The organism is Actinoplanes oryzae, from assembly GCF_030757795.1.
Lineage (GTDB): Bacteria > Actinomycetota > Actinomycetes > Mycobacteriales > Micromonosporaceae > Actinoplanes.
On sequence record NZ_JAUQWH010000007.1, the window covers coordinates 1 to 20,242 of the forward strand.

Here is a 20,242-nt window from a genome sequence, read left to right on the forward strand (position 1 = left end):
CCCCTCTCGGTAGCCCGGCCGCACCGCCTCCCACGAAGGTGAAAGCATGTCCCTGATCACTCGAGCGGCTCTGCACGCGAGCCTCGCCGCAAGCGTGGTGACCGCAGTGCTCGGTCTCGGCGCCACGGCCGCGCAAGCCGGCGACGAATACGTGAAGTACTACACGGTGACCTCCTCCTACAACGGCGCCCAGGAGAACCTCAGCGAGATCGCCGCGCGCTTCCTCGGCGACCAGGCCCGCTCCCCCGAGGTGTTCAACCTCAATTCCGGCCGGCCCCAGCCCGACGGCGGCGCGCTGGTGGATCCGGCCCGGCTCAGGGCCGGCTGGCTGCTCGTCCTGCCGTGGGACGCGGTCGGCGGTGGCGTGCAGTACGGCGTCCTGCCGACCGAGTCACCGAAGGCGGCCGTGACTCCCAAGCCGGTGCCGTCGGCCACCCCGGCGCCGAGCAGCACCCGTGACGCCGGGGCCGGCACTCCGGGGCCCCGCGGAACCACCGAGGCGCCCCGGCCCGCCCCGTCCGGGAAGCCCGGCAAGTCCGGGAAGTCAGGCAAGTCCGGGAAGTGTGCGGAGACGGCCCCAACCGGATCCGCCAGCTCCACCAACTGGGCCCAGCTGCGACTCGCCGCCGATCAGGCCTGGCCACAGAGCCGCGGCAAGGGCCAACTCGTGGCCGTGGTCGATTCCGGCGTCGACGGCAACCTGTCGCCGCTCACCGGGCACGTCGCCGTCGGCTCGGACATCGTCTCGGGCAGCGGCCGCGGCGACGTCGACTGCCTCGGCACCGGCACCGCCATGGCGGGACTCATCGCCGCGCAGGGCGGCTCGGGCGGCGGCGTCACCGGCGTCGCGCCCGACTCCACGGTCCTGCCGGTCCGGATCACCGGCTCCGCGGGCAAGGGCGTCAAGGTGCGCGCCGCGGACGCGGCCGCCGGCATCACCGCGGCAGCCGGCGCGGGTGCCACGGTCATCGCTCTCGGATCGTACGTCGACGTCCAGGACCCGGCCGTCGCGAAAGCCGTCGCCGACGCCACCGAGCACGACATCGTCGTGGTGCGCGGCGCGTCGTCGCAGTCGGCCGCCGGCGCGGCGGACGCCGCCTCCGGCAAGGGCACACTGCGCGTCGGCGGGGTCGGCGTGGACAGCCAGGGCGCCGCAGACTATCAGCGCGGTGGCGTCGACGTGGTGGCGCCCGGTGTGAACGTCACCAGCCTCGGCATCACCGGGGCCGGTCCGGTCACCGGCAGCGGCACCCACTACGCCGTGGCCCTGGTGGCCGGTGTGGCCGCGCTCGTCCGGAGCGCCTATCCGGAGCTGAGCGCCGAGCAGGTGGCCCACCGGGTGGAGGTGACCGCGGACAAGGTCGGTTCCGCCACCCCGCCGAGTGGCAGCTTCGGCTGGGGACTGGTCAATCCGGCCGAGTCGGTGACCAAGGTGCTGCCCGAGGAGGCCGTGCCGGCCGAGTCGGACGAGCAGAGCCTCGCCCGGATGACCTCCGGAACCGGGAGCGGCCGGGTGGCCCTGCTGGTGGTGGTGACCCTGGTCGCCCTGGCCGCGGCCGTCCTGCTGGTGTTCCGGATCCGCCGTCTGCTGCGTGACGACACGCCGCCGGAGGAGGATGCCGCCGAGCCGCCCGCCGGGGACGACACCCCGCCACCGGCCACCCGCCCACCGGCGGTCAAGCCGTCCGCCGCGCGGGAGACCGAACCGCTCACACCGGGGGTACGGCCGGGAGCCGGCGTACCGTCGGCGCCCGCACCGGCCCCCAGCCGTGTTCCGTCGGCGCCCACCCCGGCGCCCAGTGTCCCCTCGGCGCCCGCACCGGCCGAAGCGGGCACGAACGAGCAGCAGGATCCCGACACCGATCTCAAGGCATCCGTGGGCGCCAAGTCGGCGCAGACGAAGTCCTGACCGGACGATGACGCGCATGGCGGACGACGCCGGGCACGTGGAGGAACTCGTCGGCCTCTATCATCTCGGCGAGCTCGGCCCGGCGTCGGCGGCGCGTGTCCGCGAGCATCTGGAGACGTGCGGCCGGTGCCGGGACGAGGCGGCCGCCGTGTGCGACCTGCTCGGCGCCCTCGCGCTGCTCACCGAGGAGCGGCAGACGCTGGCGAACGCGTACGGCGCCCTGGGGACCGCGGTGCCGCCGGCGTTCCCGGAACGCTTCGCGCCGGTCGAGGAGCCGGAGGACGAGCCCGGCCCACGGCGCCGTGTTCCGTGGCCGCACCGGCCTCGTCGCACCGACCCTGCCCCGGCGGCGGGACCGGCGCCCGTCGCCGCCCAGCCCGCAGCACCCCCACCCGCAGCACCTCCACCTGCCGCGGAACCGCCGCCTTCCGCTCCGCCGGCGCCGGCGCCGAGAGTGGTCGCCGCACCCGCTTCACCGGGTCCATCGGCCGCATCCACCGAGCAGGCGAGCCTCATCCCGGCCCGCACGTTTCCCCGGACGCGTCCGGCCCCGTCCGCCGCGCGGGTTCCCCGGCCCACCCCCGCACCTCCCGCCGCAGCGTCGTCCGCCCGGGAGCCGGCACCGGCCGCACGGACGACCGTGGACGCCCCCGCGACGGCCGGTGACCCGTCGTCGCGTCAGCGTCGCCGCGCGCTGCTGGCGTCCACGACGATGCTCGCCGCCACGGTCGCCCTGGCGGGCGTGGCCGTGACCGCGCTCCTCCGCGACGGCTCCGACGACGCGGAAGCGCCCGGGGTGCCGGTCGTGGTGAGCGCGGCGGCGTCCACGACCGATGTGGACAGCCGGGCCACCATGACGGTCGCCCTCACGGAGAACGGCGAATCCGTCCACGTCCGGGTGGAGCTCACCGGTCTCGCCAAAAAGGCCGGCTACCGGCTCTACGGGTACGGCCTCGCCGGCAACCGCTGGCCGGTCGTCAACTGGACGAGCAGGACCGGCAAGAAGCAGTCGCTCAGTGGCACCGTACCCGCTCGTATCGCCGACATCTCGCACTTCGCGGTGGTGCGCAGCAACCGCAGCGTGGTGGTGACCGTCTACATCCAGCACGGCGAAGCCGCCGTCATCGGACCGAACGGCTCGTAAGTCGTTCCATCGGGCCGCTCCTGAACGTGATCGTGCGGCCGGCCGTCGTACGGGCATGCAGATCGGGGTCTACAGCATCGGCGACCGCACGGCCGACCCGCACACCGGGCGGCGGCCGACGGAGCGGGAGAAACTCCAGTCCGTGGTGCGGATCGCGGAGCACGCCGAGGACGCCGGTTTCGACGTCTTCGCGCTCGGCGAGCACCATCTGCCGCCGTACGCGTCATCCGCGCCGGTGCCGATCCTCGCGTACGTCGCCGCCCGTACGCGCCGGATCCTGCTGTCGACGGCCGCCACGCTGATCACCACCGGCGACCCGGTCCGGATCGCCGAGGACTACGCGACGCTGCACCATCTCGCCGACGGGCGACTGGACCTGCTGCTCGGGAGAGGCGCCTCCGGCCCGGTGTATCCCCTGTTCGGCCGGGACCTGCGCGACAGCTACCAGCTCGCCGCCGAGAACTACGCCCTGCTGCGCCGCCTGTGGACCGAGCACGACGTCGACTGGACAGGCGAATTCCGTACGCCCTTGCGTGCTTTCACCGCCGTGCCGCGCCCCCTCGACGATGCGCCGCCCTTCGTCTGGCACGCCGCGGTCGCCAGCGAGCAGACCGCCGACCTGGCCGCCCGGCACGGCGACGGCCTGTTCGCCATGCACCTTTTCTGGCCCTGGCAGCACACCGCTTCCCTGGTCGGCCACTATCGGCAACGGTTCGCCGAGCACGGGCACGGCCGGCCGGACCAGGCGATCGTCGGCCTCGGCGGCCAGGTGTTCGTCCGGCCCCGCTCGCAGGACGCGATCGAGGAGTTCCGGCCCTATTTCGCCGGCGCGGGGTACGGCCCCTCCTCGCTCGAGGAGCACATGCGGCAGACGCCCGTGGCGGTCGGCAGCCCTCAGCAGATCGTCGACAAGGTGCTGGGTTTCCGCGACTACGTCGGTGACTACCAGCGTCAGCTCTTCCTCATCGATCACGCGGGGCTGCCGGAGAAGACGGTCCTGGAACAGCTGGACCTGCTCGGCGCCGAGGTGCTGCCCGTGCTGCGCCGGGCAGCACGGGTGCCGTAGCGGCGGGTCAGCACTCGGCGATCGCCGCCTGCAGGTCGAGGAACTGCTGCTTGGCCACGTCGGTGAGGTCCCGGGTGGAATCCCGGAGCTGGCCGACGGCTGTGGTCCACGCGTTGATCTGCTCTCCCGTCAGCTTGCCCGCACCCTTCATCCCGCGGACCAGTGCCTCCGCGTCGGCGAACTGTCCGGCCCGGGCTTTCTCGATGCTGTCGAGCATCAGGCCGGTGACGAACGGGCCGTAGCCGTGCTGGGTCTCCCGGTCGGCGCCCCGGGTCGCCGCGTCGCTGATCGTGGCGAGCTTCTCCGCGTCGGCCGTGCCGTCCGCGAGCCGGTCGGCGAACACCTTGGCGAGCACGGCCGGACGTTCGCTCACCGGCCTGGTCATGACCTGCACCACGGTGTCGTCCTCGGGACCGAAGTCCAGCAACGGCTTCGCCAGCGCCATCGCCGCGACATCCGGGACACGGTCGACGGTGGTCTTGATCTGCTCCCGCGTGCTGTCCTGGCTGAAGTGCTGCCATTGCGCCTTCAGCGCCCCGAACCGATCCTCGACCGAGCTGAGGCTGTAGAGGAAACCACCGACCGCCTCGTCGATTTCGGGCAGTTCGACGGGCTGCGCCGACCGGCTCAGCGCCGCGTCGTCCAGCATCTCGACGCCGATCGTCTCCGACTGCAAGGCCGGGTCGTAGACGAAGTCCTCGGCCGGGGAGGCACTGACGAAGACGCGGCCGAGCCCGGCCGGGATCTCGAGCACGACGCCGGCGCCGTACTCGCTCAGCACCCGGTCGATCTGCGGGCCACGCGTGCCCCGGACCACGGGCGTCACCGTGCGCCCGCCCGCTTGGAACTGCACGAGGGCGAGGTTGAGCTGGGCCACCGCTTCAGCCGGCAGCTTGCCCGATCTACCCCCGTCGACGACCAGGAACTGGCGGTCCGGCCGTTGCCGGGCCGCGTCGGCCAGACCCGCCGGCAGCTTCACCGCGGTGGCCGACTCTGCCGCGAAGACGGTCACGTTGGGCACGTTCTCGTCGGCGGGGACCAGGCCCGCCCGCACCTGGGCCATCCAGGCCGGCTCGGCCAGCTCGTCCGGGCCCGGCATGAACGCGCCGGGCGACAGCGCCTCGTGCTCGTCGGCCCAGACGAACGTCTGCCGCATCGCCTCCTCGCCGAGCACGCCGCGGCCCGGCGCCCGCGTCGTGGTCGCGGTCCCCCGGCTCGTGGCCGGCGCGAACAGCGACTCGGCGGCCGGGACCCGGCCCGGCGCGATCCGGTACTTGTCGGCGAACCGGCCCAGGTGATGACCCACCCGCTCGACCATCCAGGCCCGGACCGAGGCAGCCCGCAGCCGACCGGTCTCCTGGGCCCGCGCGTTCTCGTCGTGCCCGGTCAGGTGCTCGAAGCCCCGCCGCAGCGCGTTGTGACCGTGCCCACCGCCTTCGACGTGCACGGTCAGCAGATCGGTGGCGCGTCCGGTGGACAGGCTCAGCGCCACCGCCCGGCGCGCGATCCAGGACGCCTTCTGCTCCATCGCCCACGGATCGTGCTCGGGGTGCCTGCCCGCGGCGGTCAGACCGAGGTCGCTGTGCCCGTGATCGACGCTCAGCACGTCCTGCGGTTCCCAGACGAAGTCCGTGAACCATGACGGGTCGAGCACCTTGTGCAGGTTGTACTCGTCGGAGTCGGTGCTGGTCGGCGCCATCGGCTGACCCCACTCGAGGCGGCCGTCCTCGGTGCGGAACACCTTCGTGAAGCTCGTGCCCGCGAACGGTTCCGACCACGTCCCCCGGACGAGGACCTCACGCTCCCGGCCGTCACTGCCGGTGATCTTGTACGAGTAGGAGTTGCGCCCCACCGTCCGGTTCTTCCAGACATGCTGCGGGACGTACGACCCGTCGTCGAGGCGCACCGGCGTGAACTCGCCGGTCTCACCGTCGAGGGAGCCCCACACCTTCGCACCGTGGTATTCGATCTGGACCTGCGACTGGTGCGCGTCGGCGGCGAGTACCCGGTGACCGTGGATCGTCCGCTCGGGAACACCTTCCGGGAGCGGCCCGAACGAGGTAGCCCGCGAGATGGTGGGCACCGGCTGGTACCCGTCGGTCACGTGCGCGCCGGCCAGCGCACGGATACTGTCGAGCATAGTGCTCTCAGTGACCGGGTGTTCCGGATGCAGCGGGATGATTGCCTTGACGATCTCGATGATGCCGGCCACGGCGATGTCCGAGCCGATCCCGGCCAGCCCGAGTACGTCGGCCTCACCGGTGGCGGCACCGTAGAGCGTCATGAGCGTCGAAGGATCCTTGACCTTGTCATGGATCTCGGTCCGGACACTGGTCCAGATGTCCTCCGCCAGCCTCCAGCTGAGCACCCGCTCCTCGACCACCCGGTCGGGGTGCTCCAGCATGTCCTTGGCCAGTTGCAGTTCGGCGTCCAGGTAGGCGTTCCCGATCTTGGCGAGAGCAGCCGAGATGATCGCCCAGCCGGGCACGTAGCCGCCGCCGATGCCCGCGGCGGCCATGAACAACCCGAAACCCTCCTTGACAGCCTTCAGGTTCTGCTCGGCCATGAGCAGGGGGTTCCTCTGGTGCTCGTGCAAGGCCTCGGTGAGGGTGTGCTCGTCGGAGAAGTGCCGGCTCTGCCACTGCTGGTACATGTGCGTGGCCGCTTGCGTCGCGCCCGTCGTACCGAGGTTGACCAGAGCGGTGGCCCACGACATGCCGGTCGGGATCAACATGCCCGCGCCCATGTTCGCCGCGGTGGACGCCGTGGCGAGGAACTTGTCCAGCGCCGCGCCGAACCTCGTTTCCTGCTGCCCCACCACCGCGTTCACGGCACGGTGCTCGATCGTCGTCTTGACCTGGTGCGCGATGGTCTCGCTGTATTTCGCCAGCGCCTCGGACGAGTGCGCGACATCGGCGTACGCCTGGTTGAAGCCGGCCTGCTCGGCAGCGGACGGGACCACGCCCGTGGGCAGCCGCCGGCGGGCGTCCTTGAGCCGCTCGGCCGCATCGGTGAGCAGATGACGGAAACCCACCAGCGTGACCTGCCGGCGCACAGTCTCCGCGGCGTTGGACCCGAGCAGCGACCCGGTCAGCCACTTCTCGTGCGACAACTCCCCCAGGATCTGGGACAACTCGCGCGCACTCTGGAGCCGCTGGGCGGCCAGGTGGTCGAGCTCGGCGGCCTGCGCCGTGGACGGCTGCTCGCCCAATGGCTGCGCCCGCCGCAGCGTACGGGTCGGCAACTCCTGCTCATCCAGCTGGGCGGGGTACGCCTCCACCCCCGTGTCGACCGGTTGCGCCGTGAAGTAGCTCGGTGCCAGCGTCTGCTCGATCGGCGGCAGCGGATGTGCGGCGGCCGGGTCCAGATCGGCCAGCTCCTGATGCACCTGCTCGTAGAGGTTGACCAGGGTCTGCAACCCGGACCGCCCGAGCGTACCGGCCGCGAAGGTGTAGCTCTCCCACAGCGCCTCGACCGTCTCGTGGGCGGCGAGGCCCTGCCGCTCGCCGAGGTACCGGGCCACGCCGGTCGCGGATGCGCTGTCCTTGGCGCCCAACCCGGCCAGAACCTCGCGAAGGGCAGACACATCGCCGGAGGCCAAATCGCTTTTCAGTACGCGCAGCTTAGCAGACCCGGCGGTCACCAAACCGATCGACGCCATGTTGATGTAGTAATCGTTGGCCGGGCCGGCAACGGCGCGGTGCTGCTGATCGGGTAGATCGATGCGGAAGCGGTATTGGTATTGACGGCGAAAGTCACGCAGTCGCTCAGCCTGTTGAGCCACGCTGGGACTTCCTCCTGAAATGACGACCCGCTCAACGTCCGCCCACCCGAGATCACCATGGATCTGCGCCTCGAAATAAGAGAGCACAAATTGACCGTTAGCGACGTCGCCGTTGCGCACCTCGCTGAGCATGCCAGGGTCATAGCGAAAGTTCGTTGCCTCAGCAAGGACTAACCGGACGACATCTTCTCGCCCATAGGCTAGAAGCGGGTAGGCGTGCTGAGAGCTGCTGTAACTGCCAGCGCCCAGCGCACCAGAATGGAAGCTGTCGCCGGGCGTGATAGTGGATCGCCCACGAACTGTCGCTGACCAATGGAAAGAAACATTCCCAAATTGGGCGATCCCCCTGGACCGCTCAGGCGACACAAGAGCGGCATACTTAGGCAGATCACGCCTGTCCATATCACCGGGATTGAACCGATCGCGATCATCTGGGTGGGAACTCTGGAATGCGCCTCCGCCATTCCTTTCTCGGCGCAACGTGGCGGCGTAGCCAAAGCGCTCCTCAGCCACTCCACGGCGGGCACTATCGGCTGCACCCCCAGTTGTGCTGGTTTCCCAGAAATTGCGGAATCGGGCGTCACTACCTGAGATCAACTCATCCAGTACAGTCCGGCCGCCAGCAGTCATCCTATTTAGATTAGTCGTTGTGACTAGGTTATATTCGTGGACCAGCCGATTGTGGGCACGATCCAGAATACGCTCGAAATCATGACTGCGCACATCAGGGTAGGATTCCAGCCACGACCATTGCGCTCGCTGGAAGCGGCGCATTGCGGCGTTTCGTTCGCGTTCTGCGTAACGCCGCCCGCGGCGGGCAGCCAAAACTAAGGCAGTGGCCGGCGCATCCCGCAACGCCTCCCAGTTAGTGCGGTGGGAGATTTCGTTGAAGATGTCGAGGTCTTCATCGAGAGAGGCGACTCGATCGCGGAGAACATTCCTCGTAGCTGTTGTGCCGGATGCATCACGGGGCAGACCTTCCAGCACACGCTCAACCGCAGCGCGATCGTCCTCGAGCTCGCGCCGCGCCGTCGATGTCGGCTGGCGGAGAAGCTGGACCAGACGCAGATCGCGCGCGGCCGGAACCATTCGCTGAGTGGCTCTCTGGGCGGCCCGGTTAGCAAGCTCCACATTGAGGGTGAAAAGTTGATCAGTGAGCAAGACGTGATAATTACGAGCATCGCCTAGCTCCGCTTCTCGATCAGGGCGCTGCTGCAGATGACTGATCCGCCGATCCAGCTCGCGCAACTCCCGTTCCCGTTCCCGCTGACCGCGATTCAGCAGCGGGGTTGATGCAGTCAGGAAGGACTCGAAAAGGCGGTCGGCGTTGTCCATTTCTTCACGAGACATACGGACATCGGCCAGAATGTCAGCACGACCGGAAGACCGGGTACGCCGGTATGCGCGGTGCGCCTCGGTGATCTCCTGCCAGGCATCCTGCATAGTTCGTAAGGGGTCACTACTTGGCGGACCCGGCCTTTCGCGCGGTAGATCGTCGGGATGGATCGCCAGCGACATCCGGCGCCATGCCGTAGAAGGAGGAGCCGAAAGCGCCGTCGGCGCCTCCTCGACTACATAGTCAGCGTTCGACACCCGGCGTGGCGCTCGGGCGTAGTAGTCGTCATCGTCGAAGTCGCGGTGCTCCCAATACTTAAGGTCGTGATGCTTGTCGTCGTGCTGCTTGGGCCTGTGATGAGAGCGGGAGGACGGCGAACCGCTGAAGGACGAATCGCGCTCCCCCGTCGAGCGGTAGCGGGGCGAGGGCAGCGGCTGCCTGTGCAACGATCCGCCGGAGCTCGGGCCGCCGAAGACGGGCGACGGTGCGAAGGTCTGCGGATAGCCGTACGGCGCGTGCGTCGTCGGGGGCGAGAACCGCTGAGCCGCGGAGCGGGGAGCGTGGGCGCGCGAAGCGAGCTGCTCCGTGACGTGGAATCCGTACCGGCGGAACATCTCGGCCCGGACTCGGTTGACCGCCTCGTCGACGGTCAGCTCCGACCGGTTCTCCGCCGCACGCTGCTGATTGACGAAGGCGGCGATACCAGCCGCTGTCCTGGGGCTGGCCGGAAGGGTGAAGCTGTACGTCGCTTCGGCCTCCGGCTCGAAGGTGCGTACCGGCGGGATGCGATTGCCGTACTGATTCGCCCCGCCCGGATAGTTCGAGTCCCGGACGAAGCCACGGCCCGTGGTCAGTACCCCGACCGCGGCGCTGTCCGGCACTTCCATGGACACGAAGTTGCTCGTCCGCGGCACGGAGCCCGTCAGCGTGTAGACGTAGGTCCGGTCCCGGCCCCCGGTCGGCAGGCCGATCCCCTCCGCCGCCCCCGGGCGGAGGCCCTGCTGACCGATCCCGGCGTAGTTGCCGCGGTTGGTCAGGTGGATCTGCACCTGCACGCCCTGGGGCAACGGGCGCACGTTGTCGAACTCTCGCCGGAGCTCCGAGAGGCGCACGGGCGAAGGCGAGCCGTCGGGCGATATCGCCGCACCTTCCGGCAACGCGTTCATGCGCATGGCGATCGGTACCGCTTCGCCCCGCTCCTCGCGCCGGGCAACACTCCGCGCTGCCGCCGTCTGCAGGCGAGCGAGGTCGTCGTATTCCCGGCGCACCAGCTGCCGGAGTTCCTCGCCGAGCCGGCGCAGCCTGTCGACCCGGCCCCGGTTGAAAGTGCGCAGATTGGTGGCCAACGATGAATGATGCTCCACCCAGTTGTCCAGCGAGCCGCTGATGACAGCGAGCTGTGCACGCCGGCCACCGACGTCCCCGTCCTGCAGCGAGATGTAGCCGCGCACCGCTTCCTCGACCGGCCACCACCGCGAGGAGGGCGAGGATGACTCCCGCATCACCGCATTCGCCACGTCCGAGCCGATCCAGCCCGTCGGCCCCACGGCCGGGGGCGGCGATGCGTCCCTCGGCCGGCCGGGGCGCGGGCCGCGGGCGGAGAGCGGCTCGGCCTCGGACCCGCTGGAGGTCTCCGGATGTGCGTTGCCCGTCGTCGCGCCGTCCGGCTGGAAGGCTCCTCGCGGCACATTCGCGATCCGGTCGAGGTGGCGCTGCTCGAGCCGGGGATTGTCGGCCGGATCCGTGGTCTGCATGATCGATCGGCCGGGGCCGGGATCATGCCGCTTCAGGGCCCACCGCAGGGGGACGCCGTCGCGATCGATGAAAGCGTTGACGCCCTCGAGGACGTACTCGTCGAACAAGCCGAGGGTGTGCGCGAGCTCGTGGACGATGTCGAGATCCGTGGTTTCCGGCGTCCAGTGCCGCTGTGTCGTCACTCCCTCGGTCATCGTGGTGACCTCGAGGTGGGCGTCGGCCGCGTTGTCGACGAAGACCAGCCGGACGTTGAACTGGTCGTCACCGGGACCGATACGATATTGGGCGTTGTAGAAGTCGCCGGCCGCCCGCTCGATCCGGCGTAGTCGCTCCGGGGAGAAAAGTCGTCCCGCGTCCCCGTCGTCCGGCCGCACATGCAGCCGGATCTCGAAGTCCTGGACGCGGGAGCCGTTGCCGGCGATCAGTTCTCTGTGGTCGTACGCCAGGTCGCGCCGGATGCCCCGCAGTTGCGGCTTGACCGGGGCGAAGGGGGCCATCTGCCGCCGGGCCAGCCGATAGGAGTCCCGCACGATCCTGGGCACGGACGGCGTCGTGGACGCCAGGCGCTCGGCCACGTCGATGACAGTCGTCGACCGGAGGACTCGGGGTGGCACTTGAGCCCGCAGGACGGCGATGTCCCGTTCCGACACCCAGGAAGATTCGTCCCGTTGCTGTTCGCCCGGGTCGCCGATGCTGTCGCCGGCCTGCGTGATCCCGGCGTACCGGAGGGTGCTGAACTGCCGGGGCAGCAGGCCCGGGGCGACCTGGCCGTCCGTCACCCGCAGGGTGGAAAGGCCGTCGCGATCGTTGATGACGAGGAACGTGGTGCCGTCGGCGACGACCGAGGTACGGCTCCCGACCGGCAACGCGCCGAGATGGGCCAGCAGGTCCGCGTAGCCGGCGGCGGCGATCGTCTCCGCGGGCGCCGCCGGAATGGTCGTCTCCCCCGCGTGCCGCTCGGCCACCACCGAGCTCGGCAGGCCCAGCAAGGCGTGCTCGCCGGCGAACCGCAGCTGTCCCGGGAACGGCAGGTCGCGGGACATGGCCGACGGCAGGGTCAGCCCGTGGTCCCGGTCCAGCACGTGGGTCCGGGGCAGGACCCGTACGCCGGAGGCCGAGCTCGGGCTCACCACCCGGTGGTCGTTGTCGATCGGCAGGCCGCGGTCCCCGAACGCCCCGATCAGGTCGGCCCGGCCCACCACATCGATCGGAAGGCCGTGCCGGTCGCCCCGCCGGTCGACCTCCGTGTCCGTGAGGGCGCCGGCGGCCTCTCCGTCCACGACGTCGACCCACCGCGCGAGCGTCGACGCGTTGCGCAGCAGCACGCCCTCGACGCTGAGGGCGCCGATGCTGCCCTCGTCGAAGAACACCCGCACGACGCCGTCGATGCGCGGCGCGGCCCGTACCTGGGCAGGCGGTGTGGCGCCACGGTCGAGGGAGAGAAAGACGCCGCTGTCGACCAGCGAGAAACCCTCGAGGCAGATCGCGGGGGTGACGGTACCGGGCATGACGAACCTTCCTCAGTGGCAGGTCACGATGGTGTTGACGAGCTCCGTGAGCTGCGCGTCGGCCGCGGGGAAATGCGGCCTGACCTGGTTCTTGACGATGTAGAGCCAGGCGACCCGGTCCTCGCCGGTGAGGCAGTCGATGGACTCGAGCAGCGCCTGGCGATCGGCGTCGGCGCCCAGGCCCTGGGCAGGGAAGATGGTGCCGAACAGAGTTTCGGCGATGACCGCATGGGCGCGCAGGGTCTCGGGCTGCATGACCGGGCGGGCGGCTCGTTCGCCGTCCAGCTCGCCCTTGGCCTTCATCACCGCGATGCCGTCGGCCGGCGCGAGGCCGGTGGCCGCGGTGAGCATGGCCTGCACCATCTCGCGCAGCCAGAGCAGGGTCAGCATGTAATCGCCGACCTCGGCGTCGAACGGGACCCGGCGGTCGGTGAGATAGCCCAGCAGGAACCGGTCGTCGGCGGTGCGGGTGTGCGGCCCGATGGGCTCGGTGATCCACGCGTTCGCCGGCGCGATCGGCGGCTGCCCGGCCAGGGCCGGATCGGCGGCGGCCCGCAACGCGGTGGTCACCAGCGTCCGGTACGCGGGCAGGGCCACCTCGGGCTCGGCGAACGGGCTGGCGCCGATGGTTCCGCCCAGCAACCGGTCGGTCTTGAGCAGGCGCTGATCGTGCTGCTCGATCAGGCGCGCGATGAGATCGGCGGCGTCCTGTGTGCGTACGGAATCAATGTGCTCGTGGAAACGCCCGGCGGCCTCTTCCCACGTGTTCGACGCCAGCAGGTTCCGCAGTTCGGGCGGGACGATGTCGGGCGCCGTCCGGGCCAGCGATCTTCCGCGGGCGAGGATCTCGGGAGCGAGAGCGCCGTACCGGTCGCGCCGGCCGTCAGGGCCCATGACGTCCCAGACCCGCACGAAACCGTCGGGTACGGGCTGGATCGCCGAGCGCTGGTGCTGCTGGGTGACCAGCCACATGAGCTGGTCGTTCGCCTCGGTGGCGAGGACCAGGGGCATTTGGGGGTTGTTCTTCAGGATCGAGTGCAGGGCACGGCTCTGCGCCGGTTCGAGCGTGCTGGGCCCGTTCACAGACCGGCCACCCCGGACGTTGACCAGGACGACGTCGGCGTCGGTCCGTCCGGCCTCCGCCAGCAGCTCGCGCTGGGTCGGCGTCAGAAGCCCTTCGTCCCACGGGCCGACGAGCATGGTCCGGCCCGGGCCAGAGGTGTCGACGCTCAGCCGGAAGGTGTCGTCGGCAACCACGGCCGGGGCGTACGCGGTCCCGTCCGGGCCGAGGAACAGCGCCGTCGTGCCGGCCTGTTCCAGAAGCCGGGTACGGGGGTCCGCGGCGCCGTCGCTGGTGAAAGCGGGCAGGATGCCGTCCGGCGCGTTGACCGCCCACCTCGCGACACCGTCGTCGTCGCGGATCAGCCAGCGCAGCTCCGGCTCGGTCGCTCCGGGACTCCACCCGTGGACCAGCACGGCCCGGGCCCGCCCCTCGGCGATCTCGTCGACGATCTGCGGCAGGGCGATCCGCGCGAAGGTGCCGCCCAGAGCCTCTTCCAGGCCCGTACGTGTGACCGGGGCCGGCGATCCGAGCACCCGCAGGTCGTATCCGGGCTCGGCCCCGAACAGCGACAGCGGTACGCCGAGCAAACCCGAGCGGTCGGCCAGCCACCCGGGCTCGTCGGTCAGACCATCGGGCCGGCCGCTCAGATAGTCGGTGAGCTTTTCCTGCGACGGCGGGCTGGCATCGGCTCGCAGGCTCGCCACAGCCTCGCGCTGCGCGACGGTGGACGGCGGCCTCAGGTCCGCCACGTCGACGCCGAGCTGATCGCGGGCCCGCTCGAGGAGCGCCAGGTCGTCGACCACCGTGAACTGCCCGGGGTCGAAGACCGTCACCGCGACGTGCCCGCCCTTGGTGACCTCACCGCGTACGTAGTCCCGCAGCTGCGGCCGGGCGATGTCCTCGCTCGACGCGAAGAGGGTGACCGTGCCCGGCGGGACGGTCACGTCGCCGATCAGGTCGATCAGCCGGTCGGGGAGCCCTTCCGCCGCCGAGCCGTGGCGGAACAATGCCTTGCCCGCCCCCATGACAGTGACGAAATCAGCGCAGTCCTCGAGCACGCCCACGTTCGCTCCTCGTTACTGACCGAACGCCGTGAGCGCCTCGGTCACTTCGCCCATCCGTTGCTCGGTCAACCGGCGCAGCTGCGCGCCGGCGTCCTTGAGCGCCTCCAGCACGAGGTCTTCCACCTCGTCGGGACGGCGACGCTCGAACAGTTCCGCATCCAGCCGGACGTCGCGGAAGTCGGCGTCCGCGGTCATCGTCACCGCCACGGTGCCGTCGTGCGACGTGCCGACGACCTCGCTGTGCGTCAGACGGTTCCGCATGTCCGCCATCTGCTCGGAGACCATCCGCGCCCGCTCGAGCAACTGATCCAGATCATCCGACGCCATCGCGTTCCTCCTTCAGGACCGCACATTCCCATGGAGAACGGGAGCACCGGCCAGGTCCCCGAAGGGGGACCTGCCGGACCACCGCGGCCTGCTCAGCCCTTCCAGGTACGTACGTTGTCCGACTCACTGACGACGTAGTTGTTCCACGACACGTTCACGGCCGAGGCGATATGGCCGAGAATCCCGTTCTCCCCGAAGAGGCCCTCCGCGGCCATGTTCCACTGGTTCTGCAGGTCCTGGTAGTACGACCACGCCGGGCCCTGCCAGGTGTCCTGCAGGGGCGCCAGCTTGGCCCGGAGGGCGTCGAGCTGCTCGAGGATCAAGGTCGCCTTGGCCTGGAGCTGCTGGCCGGCAAGTTCCAGCTCGGCGGGGACGCGCAGGTTGCTGTTGGCGACATCAGCCATGGTGAACTCCTCTTACAGGTTGGCTACGGGGAAACCGCGAGTAGCGCTGTCGACGGCGGTCAGGGTGGAGACGTTGGCCGTCTCGGCCTCGACATAGTTGGTCGACGTCCTACGCAGACCGGCCGCGATGCCAGTAAGCGCGTTGTGCAAATTCCTGCCGCACGTGTCGAAGTCGTACGTCACGTTGCTGAAATTGTTTGCGGCCGTGCCGTGCCAGAGCGCCTCCAGATTGACGACGAACTTGCGGACCGACGCCAGTTCAGCGTCGATCTCGGCGGCGGTGTTGTCGCAACTCACCGCCGCGTCGGAGATCATCTCCGGTGTTACGAGAATGTGGTCCATCGCTAACGCCTCCTCATGCGCTTGTCATGTTCTTGGTGTTCGTGCTCTCGGCTCCGACATAGTTGTCGTACGACTTCTGCATGGCCAGAATCGCGTCGTCGAGCAGACCCTTGGTATCGGCCGCCAGCTTGCCCATGTCCTTGGCGAGTTCCTGATACTTGGCCCCGGACGGGCTCACCCAGACGGAGCCGATCGCATTCTCGAAGTACGACTTCAGCGTGTGCAGGTCGCCTTCGATCAGGTCCCGGCGGCCCTCGATCGTCTTGATCGCGGCGCCGAGCTTGGGGATCTCGACGGCGTACTCCGCCTTCTCCCCGTTGACGATCTGATAGACCGGGTTGCCGTCCTGGTCGGTGCCCACCACGGTGCCGTCGCTGAACGTCGACTCCGTGATGCCGTCCGCCTTGTACTGGATCTCGACGGCGGTGCCTTTGCTGTCGTACCCGTGCGTCGGCTTCCCGTCCGCGGTGAACTCGTCGTAGGTCCAGCCGTTCGACTGCATAGTCTCGACGTCACCGTCGGCGTTGCGGGTGACCACGGTGCCGTCGCTGTAGGTCCAGACGCTCCCGCCGTCCTCCGCGTTGACGATCGTCACCGTGTTGCCGGTGCCGTCCTCCTTGCCGGCCGTCGGCGCACCGTTCGCGTCGAACTGGTCGAACGTCCACCCGTCGGACGACAGCCGGGTGACATCACCCTGGCCGTTGTGGGTCACGGTCGTCCCGTCGCCGTACGACCAGGTGCTCGAACCGTCGGCGCCGTAACCGATCGACACTGTCTGCGGCGGCCGGCCGTCACCGGCCGGGATCGTGCCGTGCAGCGGCCGGCCGTCCCCGTCGAACTTGTCGTAGACGGTGCCGTCGGCAAGGACCTGCTTCGTGACCTCGCCGTCCGGATCGCGGTGGACCTGGGTGCCGTCCGACTCGTACGTCCAGACGCTGGCACCGCCGCCCTTCTGCTCGATGTCCACCGTCTGACCGCCGACGACACCGTGCACCGGCGCCCCGTCCGCGTCGAACTGGTCGAAAACCGAGCCGTCGGCCAGCTCCTGCCGGGTGACCACGCCGTCCGGGCCGCGATACACCTTGGTGCCGTCACCGTCGTACGCCCAGACGCTGCCGCCGTCGGCACCGTAGGAGATGTCGACCGTCTGCCCACCGACCGTCCCGTGCGTCGGCTTGCCGTCACCGGTGAAGGCATCGAAGGAGGCGCCGTCGGCCGTCGTCTGGCGGACCACCTCCCCGGCCGAGTTCCGCTCGACGGTCGTACCGTCGGAGAAGCTCCAGGTGCTGCCGCCCCCGTCGGAATAGCTGATGCCGACCTGCTGGCCATTCACCGTGCCGTGCGTCGGCCGGCCATTGCCGTCGAACGCATCGAAGGACGCGCCGTCGGCGGTGACCTGGCGCTCGACGTCGCCGTCCGCCGCCCGGTCAACCCGCGTACCGTCGCCGTACGACCAGGTGCTCGAGCCATCACCGTCGTAGGACACCGACACCTGCTGCGCCGGTCCGCCGTCCGCACCCGGCAGCGTGCCGTGCGTGGGCTTGCCGTCCTCGGTGAACGCGTCGAACGAGGCCCCGTCGCCGGTCGTCTGATCAACCACGTCACCGTCGGCGTTGCGGGAGACGCGCGTGCCGTCGGCGTACGACCAGGTGCTCGAACCGTCATCGCCGTACGAGACGGACACCTGCTGCGCCGGCCCGCCATCGGCACCCGGCAGCGTGCCGTGCGTCGGCCTGCCGTCGCCGTCGAAGCGATCGAACACCGCACCATCGGCGGTGCTCTGACGGGTGACATCGCCGTCAGCATCACGCGCCACCGACGTGCCGTCGGCATACGACCAGATACTCGAACCGTCGTCGCCGTAGGACACCGACACCTGCTGCGCCGGCCCGCCGTCCGCACCCGGCAACGTGCCATGCGTGGGGCGACCGTCGGCGTCGAACCGGTCGAACACCGCACCATCACCGGTCGTCTGACGGATCACGTCACCGTCAGCATCACGAGAAACCCGCGAACCATCCGCGTACGACCAGGTACTCGAACCATCATCGCCGTACGACACCGACACCTGCTGCGCAGCACCACCATCAGCACCCGGCAACGTGCCATGCGTGGGGCGACCGTCGGCGTCGAACCGGTCGAACACCGCACCATCACCGGTCGTCTGACGGATCACGTCACCGTCAGCATCACGAGAAACCCGCGAACCATCCGCGTACGACCAGGTACTCGAACCATCATCGCCGTACGACACCGACACCTGCTGCGCAGCACCACCATCAGCACCCGGCAACGTGCCATGCGTGGGGCGACCGTCGGCGTCGAACCGGTCGAACACCGCACCATCACCGGTCGTCTGACGGACTACGTCACCGTCAGCATCACGAGAAACCCGCGAACCATCCGCGTACGACCAGGTACTCGAACCATCACCGTCGTAGGAGACGGACACCTGCTGCGCCGGACCGCCGTCCGCACCCGGCAACGCGCCGTGCGTCGGCCTACCATCGGCATCGAACCGGTCGAACACCGCACCATCACCGGTCGTCTGACGGACTACGTCACCGTCAGCATCGCGAGACACCCGCGAACCATCGGCATACGACCAGGTACTCGAACCGTCATCGCTGTAGGAGACGGACACTTGCTGCGCTGGCCCGCCGTCCGTGCCCGGTAACGTGCCGTGCGTGGGGCGACCGTCGGCGTCGAACCGGTCGAACACCGCACCATCACCGGTCGTCTGACGGATCACGTCACCGTCAGCATCGCGAGACACCCGCGAACCATCGGCATACGACCAGGTACTCGAACCATCACCGTCGTAGGAGACGGACACCTGCTGCGCCGCACCACCACCAGCACCCGGCAACGCGCCATGCGTGGGGCGACCATCAGCGTCGAACCGGTCGAACACCGCACCATCACCAGTGCTCTGCCGCGTGACGTCACCGTCAGCATCACGCGACACCCGGGAACCATCCGCGTACGACCAGGTACTCGAACCGTCATCGCTGTAAGAGACCGACACCTGCTGCGCCGGCCCACCATCAGCACCCGGCAACGACCCATGCGTCGGCCGACCATCCGCGTTGAAGCGATCAAAAGAAGCACCATCGGCGGTGCTCTGCCGGACTACGTCACCGTCAGCATCACGCGAGACCCGGGAGCCGTCGGCGTACGACCAGGTACTCGAACCATCGTTGCTGTACGACACCGACACCTGCTGCGCCGGCCCACCATCAGCACCCGGCAACGACCCATGCGTCGGCCGACCATCAGCATCGAAACGATCGAACACCGCACCATCGGCGGTCGTCTGACGGATCACGTCACCGTCAGCATCACGCGACACCCGCGAACCATCCGCGTACGACCAGGTACTCGAACCATCGTCGCCGTACGACACCGACACCTGCTGCGCCGCACCACCATCAGCACCCGGCAACGACCCATGCGTCGGCCGACCATCAGCATCGAAACGATCAAACGAAGCACCATCGGCGGTGCTCTGGCCGGTGACATCACCGTCAGCATCACGAGACACACGCGAACCATCGGCATACGACCAAGTACTCGAACCATCACCGTCGTAGGAGACGGACACTTGCTGCGCAGCACCACCATCAGCGTCCGGCAACGTGCCGTGCGTGGGGCGACCGTCGGCGTCGAACCGGTCGAACACCGCACCATCGGCGGTGCCCTGCCGCGTGACATCACCGTCAGCATCACGCGACACCCGGGATCCATCCGCATACGACCAGGTACTCGAACCGTCATCGCGGTAAGAGACCGACACCTGCTGCGCCGGCCCGCCGTCCGCACCCGGCAACGTGCCGTGCGTCGGCCTACCATCGGCATCGAACCGGTCGAACACCGCACCATCGGCGGTGCCCTGCCGCACCACATCACCGTCAGCATCACGCGACACCCGGGAACCATCCGCATACGACCAAGTACTCGAACCATCATCGCCGTACGACACCGACACCTGCTGCGCCGCACCACCATCAGCGTCCGGCAACGTGCCATGCGTGGGGCGACCGTCGGCGTCGAAACGGTCGAACACCGCACCATCACCAGTGCTCTGCCGCACCACATCACCGTCAGCATCGCGAGACACCCGCGAACCATCGGCATACGACCACGTGCTCGAACCATCACCGCCATAGGACACCGACACCTGCTGCGCCGGACCGCCGTCCGCACCCGGCAACGTGCCATGCGTCGGCCGACCGTCGGTGTCGAACCGGTCGAAGACCGCGCCGTCAGCGGTTTCCTGCCGGACCACGTCGCCGTCCGCCGAGCGGCCCACCGACGTCCCGTCGGCATAGGACCAGGTGCTCGATCCGTCGGGGCGGTAGTCGATGGTGACCTCGCCCGACCCGGCGATCACGCCGTGGAGGGGATGGCCGCCGGCGTCGAAGCTGTCGAAGACCGTGCCGTCGCTGAGCTGTTGACGCACGACGGCACCGTCGGCGCCGTATTCGACGACGGTGCCGTCGGTGAGCTTCTCGGTGGGCACAGGACGCTCCTGCCATTG

Annotated in this window: 9 protein-coding genes; 3 read left to right on the forward strand and 6 right to left on the reverse strand. The window is 69.3% G+C overall.

The features are described from left to right. The first annotated feature begins 46 nt into the window (after positions 1 to 46). The 3 genes from RBH18_RS04220 to RBH18_RS04230 are packed head-to-tail and all read left to right on the forward strand — an operon-like array spanning position 47 to position 4,119. The gene (locus RBH18_RS04220; RefSeq protein ID WP_306204558.1) at positions 47 to 1,909 is read left to right on the forward strand and encodes a S8 family serine peptidase; all 1,863 of its coding nucleotides are present in this window, start codon (positions 47 to 49) and stop codon (positions 1,907 to 1,909) included. 16 nt (positions 1,910 to 1,925) lie between these two features. Then, positions 1,926 to 3,053 carry a zf-HC2 domain-containing protein gene (locus RBH18_RS04225; RefSeq protein WP_306204559.1) on the forward strand — a complete coding sequence of 376 codons (1,128 nt, stop codon included), beginning with the start codon at positions 1,926 to 1,928 and terminating at the stop codon, positions 3,051 to 3,053. 55 nt (positions 3,054 to 3,108) lie between these two features. Beyond that, positions 3,109 to 4,119: a CE1758 family FMN-dependent luciferase-like monooxygenase gene (locus RBH18_RS04230; protein ID WP_306204560.1), complete on the forward strand. Its 1,011-nt coding sequence runs from the start codon at positions 3,109 to 3,111 to the stop codon at positions 4,117 to 4,119. Between the two features lie 7 nt (positions 4,120 to 4,126). On the opposite strand, the gene RBH18_RS04235 is transcribed toward RBH18_RS04230, so the two are convergent. The 6 genes from RBH18_RS04235 to RBH18_RS04260 form a co-directional block, all read right to left on the reverse strand. Next, complete coding sequence (locus tag RBH18_RS04235) at positions 4,127 to 12,502, reverse strand: hypothetical protein (protein WP_306204561.1); 8,376 nt, start codon at positions 12,500 to 12,502, stop codon at positions 4,127 to 4,129. Between the two features lie 12 nt (positions 12,503 to 12,514). After that, complete coding sequence (locus RBH18_RS04240; RefSeq protein WP_306204562.1) at positions 12,515 to 14,629, reverse strand: hypothetical protein; 2,115 nt, start codon at positions 14,627 to 14,629, stop codon at positions 12,515 to 12,517. A 12-nt stretch (positions 14,630 to 14,641) separates the two neighbouring features. Continuing rightward, on the reverse strand, positions 14,642 to 14,956 hold the full coding sequence (locus RBH18_RS04245) for a YbaB/EbfC family nucleoid-associated protein (RefSeq protein ID WP_306204563.1): 315 nt from the start codon (positions 14,954 to 14,956) through the stop codon (positions 14,642 to 14,644). A gap of 92 nt (positions 14,957 to 15,048) precedes the next feature. After that, positions 15,049 to 15,360 carry a WXG100 family type VII secretion target gene (locus RBH18_RS04250; RefSeq protein ID WP_306204564.1) on the reverse strand — a complete coding sequence of 104 codons (312 nt, stop codon included), beginning with the start codon at positions 15,358 to 15,360 and terminating at the stop codon, positions 15,049 to 15,051. Positions 15,361 to 15,372: 12 nt separating this feature from the next. Continuing rightward, the gene (locus RBH18_RS04255; RefSeq protein ID WP_306204565.1) at positions 15,373 to 15,702 is read right to left on the reverse strand and encodes a WXG100 family type VII secretion target; all 330 of its coding nucleotides are present in this window, start codon (positions 15,700 to 15,702) and stop codon (positions 15,373 to 15,375) included. Positions 15,703 to 15,715: 13 nt separating this feature from the next. After that, the gene (locus tag RBH18_RS04260; protein ID WP_306204566.1) at positions 15,716 to 20,224 is read right to left on the reverse strand and encodes a hypothetical protein; all 4,509 of its coding nucleotides are present in this window, start codon (positions 20,222 to 20,224) and stop codon (positions 15,716 to 15,718) included. Positions 20,225 to 20,242 lie beyond the last annotated feature (18 nt).